Origin of the sequence: Sphingomonas endophytica, from assembly GCF_001476895.1 — a bacterium.
In the GTDB taxonomy this organism is placed as follows: Bacteria; Pseudomonadota; Alphaproteobacteria; order Sphingomonadales; family Sphingomonadaceae; genus Sphingomonas; species Sphingomonas endophytica_A.
Genome location: NZ_LDTB01000053.1, coordinates 47880 through 60496 on the forward strand (window position 1 = coordinate 47880; position 12617 = coordinate 60496).

General features: G+C 66.6%; 13 protein-coding genes, 1 tRNA gene and 1 pseudogene. 4 read left to right on the top strand and 11 right to left on the bottom strand.

Annotation, left to right across the window (positions count from 1 at the left end; translation table 11 throughout):
- Positions 1 to 131: 131 nt before the first annotated feature.
- Positions 132 to 1148 (bottom strand): aldo/keto reductase, encoded by a 1017-nt coding sequence (locus tag NS334_RS12505; protein WP_058756288.1) that lies wholly within the window; start codon positions 1146 to 1148, stop codon positions 132 to 134.
- A gap of 151 nt (positions 1149 to 1299) precedes the next feature.
- Between NS334_RS12505 and NS334_RS12510 the strand changes: the two genes are divergently transcribed.
- Genes NS334_RS12510 through NS334_RS12520 form a run of 3 tightly spaced genes read left to right on the top strand, consistent with a single transcriptional unit; the run spans position 1300 to position 3708 of the window.
- Positions 1300 to 2196 (top strand): AraC family transcriptional regulator, encoded by an 897-nt coding sequence (locus tag NS334_RS12510; RefSeq protein WP_058756289.1) that lies wholly within the window; start codon positions 1300 to 1302, stop codon positions 2194 to 2196.
- 40 nt (positions 2197 to 2236) lie between these two features.
- Entirely contained in the window at positions 2237 to 3154 is a 918-nt protein-coding gene (locus NS334_RS12515; protein ID WP_058756290.1) for a bifunctional helix-turn-helix transcriptional regulator/GNAT family N-acetyltransferase, read from the top strand.
- Complete coding sequence (locus NS334_RS12520) at positions 3151 to 3708, top strand: GNAT family N-acetyltransferase (protein WP_058756291.1); 558 nt, start codon at positions 3151 to 3153, stop codon at positions 3706 to 3708. Before NS334_RS12515 ends, NS334_RS12520 begins: the two co-directional genes overlap by 4 nt.
- Positions 3709 to 3759: 51 nt before the next feature.
- Here NS334_RS12520 and NS334_RS19125 read toward each other — a convergent pair.
- From NS334_RS19125 to NS334_RS12540, 5 genes and pseudogenes are all read right to left on the bottom strand, one after another.
- Positions 3760 to 3933: pseudogene (locus NS334_RS19125) on the bottom strand (MFS transporter); the annotation flags it as partial.
- Positions 3934 to 4235: 302 nt separating this feature from the next.
- Positions 4236 to 4312: transfer RNA gene (locus NS334_RS12525), tRNA-Pro, on the bottom strand.
- Positions 4313 to 4449: 137 nt separating this feature from the next.
- A complete protein-coding gene (locus NS334_RS12530; protein ID WP_193753091.1) occupies positions 4450 to 4713 on the bottom strand; it encodes a hypothetical protein in 264 nt (87 codons plus the stop codon).
- A gap of 21 nt (positions 4714 to 4734) precedes the next feature.
- Positions 4735 to 4998, bottom strand: coding sequence for a hypothetical protein (locus tag NS334_RS12535; protein ID WP_058756293.1), 264 nt, complete (start codon positions 4996 to 4998; stop codon positions 4735 to 4737).
- A gap of 174 nt (positions 4999 to 5172) precedes the next feature.
- Positions 5173 to 6573, bottom strand: coding sequence for a M20/M25/M40 family metallo-hydrolase (locus tag NS334_RS12540; protein WP_058756294.1), 1401 nt, complete (start codon positions 6571 to 6573; stop codon positions 5173 to 5175).
- 108 nt (positions 6574 to 6681) lie between these two features.
- Between NS334_RS12540 and ettA the strand changes: the two genes are divergently transcribed.
- Positions 6682 to 8361 (top strand): energy-dependent translational throttle protein EttA, encoded by a 1680-nt coding sequence (gene ettA, locus NS334_RS12545; protein WP_058756295.1) that lies wholly within the window; start codon positions 6682 to 6684, stop codon positions 8359 to 8361.
- Between the two features lie 34 nt (positions 8362 to 8395).
- On the opposite strand, the gene NS334_RS12550 is transcribed toward ettA, so the two are convergent.
- From NS334_RS12550 to greB, 5 genes are all read right to left on the bottom strand, one after another.
- Positions 8396 to 9301, bottom strand: a complete 906-nt coding sequence (locus NS334_RS12550; RefSeq protein WP_058756296.1) for a hypothetical protein — start codon at positions 9299 to 9301, stop codon at positions 8396 to 8398.
- A gap of 94 nt (positions 9302 to 9395) precedes the next feature.
- Positions 9396 to 11021, bottom strand: a complete 1626-nt coding sequence (locus NS334_RS12555; protein WP_058756297.1) for a M28 family peptidase — start codon at positions 11019 to 11021, stop codon at positions 9396 to 9398.
- Between the two features lie 2 nt (positions 11022 to 11023).
- A complete protein-coding gene (locus NS334_RS12560) occupies positions 11024 to 11809 on the bottom strand; it encodes an NYN domain-containing protein (protein WP_058756298.1) in 786 nt (261 codons plus the stop codon).
- Positions 11810 to 11840: 31 nt separating this feature from the next.
- Entirely contained in the window at positions 11841 to 12083 is a 243-nt protein-coding gene (locus NS334_RS12565; protein WP_058756299.1) for a hypothetical protein, read from the bottom strand.
- 39 nt (positions 12084 to 12122) lie between these two features.
- Positions 12123 to 12617: a transcription elongation factor GreB gene (greB, locus tag NS334_RS12570; RefSeq protein ID WP_058756300.1), complete on the bottom strand. Its 495-nt coding sequence runs from the start codon at positions 12615 to 12617 to the stop codon at positions 12123 to 12125.

The window sequence follows — 12617 nt, forward strand, 5'->3', positions numbered from 1 at the left end:
GCTGTTGTGAGATCGGTGCGCTTGCGGACCTAGTATCCGGCATGAATGTCGCCTGCGGCCTGCTTGTCGCCTTCGGAGCCACGGCATCGTTGCGCGTGTGGACGGCACCGACGGGCCGCCCAGGCGGGCTCTCACGCGCGATAGCCGCCTTGCCGTTCAAGCATCCAGCCGGGGTATTCCGCTGGCAGCTTCGTCACCGCATCGAGCGTTGCGAGATCGTCCGCGTCGAGCGACACCTGCGTTGCAGCGATGTTGTCGGCGAGCTGGTCCATGCGCTTGGCCCCGACGATAACGCTCGTCACCACCGGCTGGTGGAGCAGCCAGGCGAGCGCTACCTGCGCGACGGTGCAGCCCTTCGCCTCGGCGATGCGCCGCATTTCGGGGATCACCACCGAACCGCGCGTGCGGTCGACCGGCGGAAAGTCGAAGGTCGCGCGCCGGCCGTCCACCGCCTTACCTTCTTCGTCATACTTGCCCGACAGATAGCCGCCGGCGAGCGGGCTCCACACCATCAGCCCGATCTTCTCGGAGCGGAGCATTGGCACGATTTCGCGCTCCAGATCGCGGCCGACCAGCGTGTAATAGGCCTGGAGCGACAGGATCGGCGCGAGCCGCCGCGCCTCCGCGATGCCGACCGCCTTCACCACCTGCCATGCCGCCCAGTTGGACAGGCCGAGATAGCGGACGTGACCGTGGCGGACGAGCGTGTCGAGCGCCTCCAGCGTCTCCTCGATCGGCGTCGCAGGATCGAAGCCGTGGATCTGATAGAGGTCGATATGGTCCAGCCCGAGCCGTTGCAGGCTCTGCTTGCACTGGCTGAGGATGTGGCCTCTCGAAGCGCCCCGCGCATTGGGGCCGTCACCCATTGGACCCAGCACCTTGGTCGCGACCACGACATCGTCCCGGGAAACGCCGAGGTTCTTCAGCGACTGGCCGAGGATACGCTCGCTCTCGCCGCCGGCATAGACATTGGCGGTGTCGACGAAGTTGATGCCGGCGTCGAGCGCGGTCCTTACCAGCGCGTCGGCTTCGTCCTGTCGGAGCTGACCGATCTGCCCCCACATCCCCTCGTTGCCGCCGAAGGTCATGGTGCCGAGGCAGAGTTCGGATACGAACAGGCCGCTGTGGCCGAGCTGACGCATACGCATGGGGATCGTTCTCCTGATGGGATCGGATTGAGGGGAGATAGGCGCCGAACGCGCGGCGTGGCGACGCCGATCCGATCAATGTCCTGCCCGATCCTATCAATATGACCCGCTGTCCGTGCATCGGCGCGGATCAAGCGCTAGCTTGAAGCGGATGACGACGCTGACCGACCTTGCCCCACTGATCGAGCGTCACTGGTTCGCATATGGCCGCGAGACGCCGATCGAAGGGTTGCTGATCACCCGCGCGGAGACGCCGAGCGGCATCATCCGCGCGGTCTATCGCCCCTCCTTCTGCCTCGTCGTGCAGGGCGCGAAGACGACGATGCTCGGCGAGACACGCTATCGCTACGCCGCCGGTCAGTGCCTGCTCGCCTCCGTCGACCTGCCGGTGACGGCGCGGATCACGCAGGCGACCCAAGAGGCGCCCTATCTCGCGCTGTCGCTGGCGATCGATCCGGCGGTGGTAACCGAACTGCTCGCCGAATTGGCCGGGGCGCTGGCCGATGCGCCCGCCTTCGCCGCGCTGTCGACGGCCGATCACGATCCCGCGCTGTGCGATCCTCTCAAGCGGCTGCTCGACCTTCTCGATGCCCCCCGAGACGCGCAGGTGCTCGCGCCGCTCGTCCGGCGCGAGATCGTGTGGCGCCTGCTGGGCGGGGCGCTGGGACCGGCGCTGCGGCAGATCGGGCTCGCCGACACCCATGCCGCGCGGATCGGCCGCGCCACCGCCCACATCCGCGACCATTACGCGGAGACCTTGCGCGTGGCCGATCTGGCGGCGCTGGCCAGCATGAGTGTCCCCGGCTTCCATCGCCACTTCAAGACGGTGACGACCATGACGCCGGTGCAGTTCCAGAAGCAGGTGCGATTACAGGAGGCTCGCCGCCGGCTGATCGCCGCCGAGGAGGTCGCCCGCGTCGGCTTTGCGGTCGGCTACGAGAGCCTGTCGCAATTCAGCCGCGACTATCGCCGCCTGTTCGGGGCACCGCCGGGGCGGGATGCCGCGGCGATCCGTGCGCAACTCGCACCGGAACCGGCATTACCGTGATGCTTGACTTCGTCAAGTAATTGGGGCCAGCAGGACGACCATGGAAAACGCAGACGTCACAGCGGTCCGCCGGTTCAACCGCTTCTACACGCAGACTATCGGCGCACTGGACACGCGCTTCCTCGGCACCGACGCGAGCCTGCCCGAAGCGCGGCTGCTGTTCGAGATCGCGACACGCGAGCCCGTCACCGCCAGCGTGTTGCAGGACGTGCTGGGCATGGACGCGGGGTATCTCAGCCGTATGATCGCACGGTTCCAGGGGCGCGGCTGGGTCGTTCGCGCGGTGCGGGCGGATGATGCGCGCGCCCGGGACCTGCGGCTTACCGAGGCTGGACGCGACGCCTTCAGGATCGTCGACGAACGCCAGCGCGCGGCCGTCAGCGATCTTCTTGGCACGGTGGCCGGCACGAGCCGGCGCGACCTCGTCGAAGCGCTGACGCGCGCTCGCCTGTTGCTCGACCCGGCGTCAGGTGGAGCGTTCCATATCCGCTCGTTCCGCACGGGGGAACCGGCGCTGATCGCCGCCCGGCAATCGGTGCTCTACGCCGAGAGCCATGGCTGGGGACGCGAGCTTGAGGTGATCGAGGGCGAGGTGATCGCGGCCTTCCTGCGCGACTTCGATCCCGCCCGCGAGCAATGCTGGGTCGCGGAGATCGACGGCGTGATGGCCGGCGCGGTGTTCGTCACCGATGAGGGTGACCGTCTCGCCCGCCTGCGCTTGCTCCACGTCGAACCGTTCGCGCGGCGGCGCGGGATCGGGGAGGCGCTGGTCGCGCGATGCGTCGGCTTCGCGCGCGAGGCCGGCTACACCGCGCTGACGCTGTGGACCCATAGCGTGCTGCAGTCCGCTCGCCGCATCTATGCCGCGCAGGGCTTCCGTTGTGTCGAGACGGCGATGCACGACCGGTTCGGTGTGCCCCTCCAGGGAGAGACGTGGCGGCTGGAACTGGCGGCATGAGCGGTGTCCTGACGATTCGCCGGGCCGTGGAAGAGGATATGGGCACGCTGCGCGACCTGATGACCCAGGCGATCGATCGCGGTCAGGCGGCGGTGCTGACACCCGCTCAAATCGTCGCGAGCCGCGCCGTGATGGGGCTGGATACGCAATTGGTGCGTGACGGCACCTATTTCATCGTCGAGGAAGACGGGGTGGCAGTCGGCTGTGGCGGATGGAGCCGGCGCGCGACGCTCTATGGCGGCGATCACAGCGCCGGGCTGCGCGACCCCGCACTGCTCGACCCTGCCCGCGACGCCGCCCGTATCCGCGCGATGTACACCCACCCCGATCATGTCCGGCGCGGGATTGGCCGCATGGTGCTCGACCGGTGCGAGCAGGCGGCCGCGCAGGCGGGTTTCACGGCCGGCGAACTGATGAGCACCGCCAGCGGCGAGCGGCTCTACGCCGCGTGCGGCTATCGCCCGCTCGAACGTGCCGACGCGGATGTGGATGGCGTCATCGTGCCGCTGATCCGGATGCGGAAGGCCCTTCGCCCGATCGGAACCGGAGGGTGATCCACTGGCCTGCGCTTCCCTGCGGCGTGGGCGCACGATAGGTTCCAGACCGGGCAGGCCCAACCCGGCGCCGATCACCCCGCCACCCGATGCCGCGCCGATCGCATTGCCGAGGTTGAACGCCCCGATGTTCATCGCGGAGGCGAGGTTCGGCGCGTCGGCCGCGGCATCCATCACCCGCATCTGCAAGGGCGGCACGACCGCGAAGTTGGCGACGCGCCAGATCAGGATCGCGGCGGCAGCGGTGAACTGACGACAGGCCATGCGCAAACCCTCGACTACGACGCTCAGTCGGTCGGATATAAGGCGGGCGCGGTAAAAACTCCCGGTGCGTAATGAAATGGAGAGGGGTAGCGGCTGGCCCGCCACCATGATCTTGCGCCGCCTATGATAGCTGCCGCCGCGCAGTTTCAAGTTCGGCAATCCCACGCCTTGGCCCCCGATGGTTACAGCGATGGGTACAACCGTGGGTACAACGGTTCCCGATCGCCGGGTTGGCGGGGTGAAATCAGTAGCTTAGCGGGAGTTGGTCGGGGAGACAGGATTCGAACCTGCGACATCCTGCTCCCAAAGCAGGCGCGCTACCAGACTGCGCCACTCCCCGACGCGAGATGCGGTCCTATCAGCTAGGCCGCGCGGTGGCGGGGCGCAAGCGCGCGTTCGCACCGGAATATCAAAGAGGCACCATCAAAGGCGCCTTCATGACGTCGACCGCGCCGCTGCTGCCGCAAGGGCAGGGGATCAGCGGCGGGCCGCGTCCTCTTCGGCCGTTTCGCGAACATTGTCCGCCTGGTCGTCGAGATTGTCGGCAGCGTCGTCCAGCAGGTCGGCGGCGCTGTCGTTGGCGGTGGCATCGGCCATCGCCGCGAGATTGTCGGCCTTGCGCTCCAGCGCGTCGGCGACCGCCTCGGCATTGTTACCGATCGAGGCCGTGCCGGTCTGGTCGCTGCACGCGGACACGCCGATCAGCGCGACCGCCAACAGGGGAAGGAGCTTCCTCACCATCACTGGCACGACCTCCATCGATTACATGTTCTTGGCGGCGTCCTCGCCAGCCTCACGGACGTTGTCCGCGGCCGAGTGGATGTTCTCGGCAACCGCCTCGGCGTTATCTTCCGCGAACGGGTTCGCGGTGGTGTTCGACATGTCGGCAACGTTGGCCGCCATTGCGTCCATGTTGTCCGCCATCATGTCGGCGTTGTTCTCGACCGAAGCCGCTTCCGGCGACTTCGAGCAAGCGGCGACCGACATCAGGCCAGCGGCGGCGGCAACGAGCAGGATCTTCTTCATCGGAATGCTCCCAAGCATCACATAAAAACACTCGCGCCCGACCCCAGCGCCGTCGCGAACGCTCGCAATACCCTACCAACAGAGGGGGTCAATAAGCAAAATTCATCGATTGGAAAGGTTGCGACGAACGGTGGCCCCCGCGCTGCCGCGGAATGGCCGGTTTTCGGCCGTATTTCACGGGCGTTTCACCGCCCCGATGTCCTCTGAAGCGTTGGCAACCACCGCAAGCATCGCGGTCCATGCCGCGACATTCTGGCGTAGCTGTTCGGGATCGATCCGCTCGATCACGTCGTCGGGTGTGTGATGCGTATCGAAATAGCGCAGTCCCGACTGGTTGAGATCGACGCCGGCGACCCCGGTCGCGATCGTCGGGGCGATGTCGGTGCCGTCGCCTGCGCGCCCGTTGGCGGCGACGATGCCAAGCGGGGCGAGCGCGCTGGCCAGCCGTGCCGCGACCGGGGCGGCGCTATCGGGCAATTGCGTTTCGACCCGCCAGACGCGGTCGGCGCCGAAATCGCTCTCGCTGGCGATGGCATGACGCTCCTTGCCGTGACGCTTCGCATATTCCTTGCCGCCGAAGCCGCCGACCTCCTCGGCGCCGAACCATACGACCCGGATCGTCCGTCGCGGGCGCTGCCCGCTGTCGAGGATGCGCTTGGCCGCCGCAGCCGTGATCGCAACGCCGCTGGCGTCGTCGATCGCGCCGGTGCCCAGATCCCAGCTGTCGAGATGCCCCCCGACCAGCACCACGCCCGCCGCCGGATCCGTGCCCGGCACTTCCGCGATGACATTGCCGGATTCCCGCTCGCCGATCTGGCGCGGCGTCAGCAGCAGTCGCAGTTGGAGTGGCTGACCGCGCGTTGCCAGCCGTTCGATCAGCGTCGCATCGGGAACAGATAGGGCCGCGGCCGGGATCGGCTTCACGCCTGCGGGGAAGTCGGTGACGCCGGTATGGGGCAGGCGGTGCTTGTCGGTGCCGATCGAACGAATCACGATCGCCGCCGCGCCCTTTTGCGAGGCCGTGGCCGGGCCGGTGAAGCGCGCCGAGCCGCTCGCGCCATAGCTGGACCCGTCCTGCGTCGGCTCCATGGCGTTGCCGATATAGACGATCTTGCCGCGCACCGCGCTGGCGGGCGCGTTGGCGAATTCGGCATAGGTCGGGAACACGACCAACTCGGCGGTCAGCCCGTCCTTCGGTGTCGCGGCGGAGTTGCCGAGCGCGACCAGCGTGAGCTTTTGCGGCACCGGCGCGACGATCTGCGCTTCCTCGGTCCCGCGCACCCACACCGGCATCCGGTACGTCTCGGCACGCACGTTGCTGAAGCCCAGTGCGGTCAGCTTCTTCACGGCCCAGTCGCGCGCGCGCGCCTCCGCCTCGGTGCCGGCCAGCCGCTGCCCAACCTCCGTGGTCAGCCCTTCGACGATATCCCATGCCACGTCGTCCTTCAGCGCCGCATCGCGCAAGGCGGCGACCTGCGGATCGACCGTCGGCGGGGTGGGCGGGGCGATGCGCTGCGCCAGTGCGGGCGAGGCGGCGAGCGACAGGGCGAGGGTGAGGGAGTAAAGCGGCTTCATACCGGCCGGCGTAACCGCCGCGCGGCGGTTTGCCAACGGCGTGGTGGTCGCTTACATGCGCGCCAACGATTTTCGCCGCACCACCTTTCACACGGAGCCGCGCGCCCAATGGCCGTCCAATATACCTATGTCATGAAGGGTCTGACCAAGACCTTCCCGGGCGCGAACAAGCCCGTTCTGAACAACATCCACCTGCAGTTCATCCCGGGCGCGAAGATCGCGATCATCGGTCCGAACGGCGCGGGCAAGTCCACGCTGATGAAGGTGATGGCCGGGATGGACACCGAGTTCCAGGGCGAGGCCTGGGCTGCCGAGGGCGTGCGCGTCGGCTATCTGGCGCAGGAGCCGCAGCTCGATCCCGCCAAGGACGTGATGGGCAACGTCAAGGACGGCGTGCGCCCGATCGCCGACCTGGTCGATCGCTTCAACGCCATCTCCGCCGAGATGGGCGATCCGCAGGATGACACCGATTTCGATGCGCTGATGGAGGAGATGGGCGACCTTCAGGCGAAGATCGACGCTGTCGACGGCTGGACGCTCGACAACCAGCTCGAGGTCGCGATGGAGGCGTTGCGCTGCCCGCCGGGCGACGCCGACGTCAGCAAGCTGTCGGGCGGTGAGCGCCGCCGTGTCGCGCTGTGCCGACTGCTGCTGGAGAAACCCGACATTCTGCTGCTCGACGAACCGACCAACCACCTCGACGCCGAAAGCGTCGCGTGGCTGGAGAACTTCCTGAAGGAGTATACCGGCAACGTCATCCTCGTTACCCACGACCGCTACTTCCTCGACAATGTCGTGAACTGGGTGCTCGAGCTGGATCGCGGGCGGTACTACACCTACGAGTCGAACTATTCCGGCTATCTGGAGAAGAAGGCCAAGCGGCTGGAGCAGGAGGAGCGCGACGAAGCGGGCCGCCAGCGTGCGATCGCCGACGAGCTGGCGTGGATGCGCCAGACTCCCAAGGCGCGCCAGACCAAGAGCAAGGCGCGTATCCGCGCGTTCGACGAACTGATGGAAAAGCAGGAGAATCGCGTCGCTGGCAAGGCGCAGATCCTCATCCAGCTTCCCGAGCGGCTGGGCGGCAAGGTGATCGAGGCCAAGGGGCTGACCAAGTCGTATGGCGACAAGTTGCTGTTCGAGAACCTCGACTTCATGCTGCCGCCGGGCGGCATCGTCGGCGTGATCGGGCCGAACGGCGCGGGCAAGTCGACGCTGTTCAAGCTCATCACCGGGCAGGAAAAGCCCGATGCCGGGACGATCGAGGTCGGCTCGACCGTCAAGCTCGGCTATGTCGACCAGAGCCGCGACGATCTGGATCCGAACAAGAACGTCTGGCAGGAAATCTCCGACGAGCTGGAGGTCTTCCGCTTCGGCAAGCAGGAACTGGGCACGCGTGCCTATGTCGGCGCGTTCAACTTCCGCGGGCCGGACCAGCAGAAGAAGGTCGGCCAGCTGTCAGGCGGTGAACGCAACCGCGTCCACATGGCCAAGATGCTGAAGGAGGGCGGCAACGTCCTGCTGCTCGACGAACCGACCAACGACCTCGACGTCGAGACGCTGCGGGCGCTCGAAGAGGCGCTGGAGACGTTCGCGGGCTGTGCGGTCGTCATCAGCCACGATCGCTTCTTCCTCGACCGCCTCTGCACGCACATCCTGGCGTTCGAGGGCGACAGCCACGTCGAGTGGTTCGAGGGTAATTACGAAAGCTACGAGGAAGACAAGCGCCGCCGCATGGGCGACGCCGCCGATCGCCCGACGCGACTGGCGTACAAGAAGCTGACTCGTTGATATCGGGGGGGCGGGGCGCGATGGTGCTCCGCCCTCAGCGTGGTGGCAAGGCGCCAAGCGTGACCATCTCTCCACGGATCGTGGTCGCACCAGGCTGCCATACCGGTTTCAGTCCGTTGCAGCGAATGATGCGGTCGGGGAAAAGTTGCGCCGCGTCCGCACAGGTGATCTGGATGTCGAAGCTGCGGTCGCGCGCAGGCAGCGTGCAAACTTGCGCGTTCTCGATTGTGCCGCCACGAACCATATCGACGTAGCCGGTATTTCCGTCAGCACGATTTCGCCTCATGCGAAGGCGATCCTTCTGCGTGTCAAGATTTTGAAAGAGAGACACCTGCGTATCTAGGCAGATTCGATAAACGTTCGCATTGGTCATCGCGTCGTTTAGTGTCACGCGCGCCGGCAATTGACGCAGGGTTTCTTGAAATGGCGGATCCTCGTTGGCGATCATTCGGCGAATGTTCGAGATGGTCGGGTCGTCGGGACGCATGCTGCGGATTTGTCCGATAATGTCGCCGTTGCGACCTTTGCTGACCTCCGTGAGCTTGGACTCCAAGTCGCGCTTTTCCTCGATCAATCGCGCGACGTCTTCTTTGGCACGGTTCAGTGCGGCCTGCTTCTCGGCGAGCTTTGGCGCATATTCTCCGTCGGTTTGGAATAATGTGCTCTCGTCCTTGATCTGGCCGCCCAGGAACCATGTGGCGCCGAACAGGATCGCGGCGGAGCCGGTGATCTGGAGCACGCCCATGCGGAATTGTGCGTCGCCCGATCCGCCAAGAAAGCGGTAGATCAGCGCGGCGACAGACACTGCCGCGAAAAAGGCGATCATGCTGGCCGGGAAGTGGGTTCCCCACGACTGATTGGCGATCAACATCACCAAAGATGTGGAAAAGCCCAATAGCAGCGCCAGGCAGATCACCACATCGTCGATCGTAAGTTTCATCCGGTCCCCCGCTTGCGTTGCGACGCCGCAAGCTGTGCCGCAGGCGGTGGAAGGGCGGGGGGCAAGCTCCTCCGTTTCGGACCCGATGGCGGTCTTAGCGCCGTGCGGCGGCAGTTTCTTGACGTATGCTACGAAACTCGCTCCTCGCGCTCCAAGTCGGCCATACGCCGGCTTTTGCCAGCCGCGCGCCCATCGCGTGGAACAGGTCGACGTCCGCAGCCGCCCCGCGCAGATCCCAGCCCGCGTCCCAGGCGTCGCAGGTCTTGTGGTAGCAGGCCATGTAATCGTCGAGCCATTTCTGCCCGCCCGCGCGCCCGCCGTTCGTCAGGTCCGACGCGCCGCCCAGCGCCATCAGCAGCAGCGACGGCACCCCGCGCCGCACGACCGAGAAGTGATCGGCGCGATAGAACAGTCCGCGCTCGCTGAACGTCTCGGGCGTCACGACACGCCCCTGCGCGCGCGCCGCATCGGCCAGCATCGCGTCGAGCGACGATTGCCCTTGCCCGACCAGCACCACGTCCTTCGCCGGACCCGCCGTCTGGAGGATGTCGAGCGTCAGATTCGCGGCGGTCTTCGCCAGCGGATAGACGGGATGGGTGGCATAATATTCGGACCCGAGCAGCCCACGCTCTTCACCGGTCCATAGAGCGAAGACCAACGACCGCTCCGGCGCCGGCCCGGCCTTGAACAGCCGCGCCAGCTCGACCACGCCCGCGACGCCCAGCGCATCGTCGTTCGCTCCCGGCCGCAACGTCTTGCCCGACGCATCCGCCGGTCCTTCGCCATAAGCGTCCCAATGTGCGGCGAACATCACCGTTTCGTCAGGGCGCGTCCGTCCGGGCAGCTTCGCGAGCACGTTGGCGCTCTCGATCCGTTCGACCGCAACCTCGGCCTTGGCAGAAAAGTCGCGCTTCATCGCCACCGGGCGGAACGCCTTCGAGCGCGCCGCGACGCGCAGCCTTGCGAGATCGAGACCCGCCTCGGCGAACAGCTTGTCCGCCTCGTCATGCGCGATCCAGCCCTGCAATGGCACGCGGCCGTCGTTGGCGGCGCGGACGATATCGTAATTCTCGCCGTTCGAGGCGTTCACCGTCGACCACGGATAGCCCGCCCCGCCGGTGTCATGGACGATCAGCGCCGCCGCCGCGCCACGCCGCGCGGCTTCCTCGAACTTGTAGGTCCAGCGACCGTAATAGGTCATGCGCCGGTCGCCGAAACGGCCCTTGGCGTCTTCGCCTGTCTGCGCCTCGAAATCCGGGTCGTTGACCAGAAAGACCAAGGTCTTGCCGCGCAGGTCCATCCCCTTGAAATCGTCCCAGCCAGCCTCCGGCGCCGAGACGCCATAGCCGACGAACACCATCGGCGAGTGGGCGATGTCGATCCCCGCCGCATCGCGGACCGTGGTGACGGCGATTTCCTTGCCCTGTGCCAGCACCGCCTCGCCGATCGTCATCCGCGCGCCGGGCGCGATGCGGGTGTGGATCAGCGGCACCTTCTGGAGCCAGGCGCCGTTCTCGCCGCCGGGCTCCAAGCCCAGCGCCTTGAACCGCGCCACTGCCCAGTCGAGCGTCCTCGTTTCGCCTGCCGTTCCCGGTGCACGTCCGCCGAACGGGTCGGAGGCGAGCACCTTCACATCGTCCGACAGTCGCCGCGGCACCGCATCCTGCGCCATGGTGGGGGTGGCGAGCGTCAGCGCGCAAACCAGAGGAGCAAGCCGCATCGTCAATCCTTCCAGCGCACGAAGACGCTATTCTCGCGCCGGTCGACGTCGATCGACGGAATCGCGTCGACCAGGTCCGACAGCCGCTTGTATCCATAGTTGCGCACGTCGAAGCTCGACCGGTTCGCCGCGCGCTGCCCCAGTGCCGACAGGCCGACGAACCCCTTGGCGTCGGGTTTCAGCGAATCATAGGCGTCGTGGAGCAGGTGCAGCAGTTCGGGATCATCGACCTTCGTTGTCGCGGGGACAGCCGGGGCAGGGGCCGCCACCGCCCCGATCGATGGCGGAACCGATTCGCCGATCGGCACCTCGACCCGGCGCGCGCGCTTCGGCTTGGTCGTCTCCAGCAGCGCATTGACGTCGATGAAGCGGGTGCAGGCATTGCGGAAACCGGCGGGCGTGTTGCTGTTGCCGAAGCCATAGACATCCAGCCCATCCTGTCGGATGCGGGTGGCGAGAGGCATGAAGTCGCTGTCCGAGGACATGATGCCGAACGCGTCGATCCGGCCACGATGGAGCAGGTCCATCGCGTCGATCGTCATCTTCATGTCGGTGGCGTTCTTGCCTTTGGTCAGGTCGAACTGCTGCTGCGGCTCGATGCCGTGGCGCACGCTCATGTCGCGCCAGCCCTTCAGCCCGTCCTTGGACCAATTGCCATAAACGCGCCGAACGTTGACGCTGCCGAACTCCGCGAGCGCGGTCAGCACGGGGTCCAGCGCCTGCCATGACGCATTGTCGGCGTCGATCAGCAGCGCGATGTTGCGGTTGGTCTTGTCGTCGGCAGCCATGTGCGCTGCATCGACCGCCGACGCGCCCGGGTCAATCGTTGCCGTGCCGATCGCTGCGATTGGCCTGGCCGGTGTCGATGGCAGCCTGTTTGGTGACGCGCTTGTGGCTGTCGGGATCGTCCACCTGATGCAGGTCGTCCTGCGACCCCAGATCGCGCGCCAGCGCGCCGCCGCCGGTCGAAGGCGTCGCCGCGCCGCCGGGGATCATGCCCTCGATCACGTCCCTGTCGTCATGATCGCGCGCGGACTGGACGCGAGGATGTTCATCGGCCATCGGAATTCTCCTTCGGCTGTCAAACACTTGGTCCGATCGTCACGTTCCCTGCGGGGCCGGATAGTCGATCGCGACGATCTCATATTCCCGCTCGCCCGCTGGCAGCATCACGCGACGCAGGTCGCCGACCGCCGCCCCGCGCAGCGCCCGCGCGATCGGCGCATTCCACCCGACGCGCCCCGCACCCGCCTCGGCCTCGTCGTCGCCGACCAGCGTCAGCACGCGCTGGTTGTCATCCTCGTCGGCGATGGTGACGGTCGCACCGAACCACACGCGGCTGCGGTCCTGCTGCTGCGCCGGATCGACCACCTTCGCCGCCTTCATTCGCCGCGAGAGCCACCCCAGCCGCCGGTCGATCTCGCGCAGCCGCTTGCGACCGTAGATATAATCGCCGTTCTCCGAGCGATCGCCGTTCCCCGCCGCCCAAGAGATCGTCTCGACCAGCGCGGGCCGATCGTGTGCGAACAATTGCTCATATTCCTGCCGCAACGTCGCGAAGCCGGCGGGGGTGATGTAATTGGGACGATCGGTCAT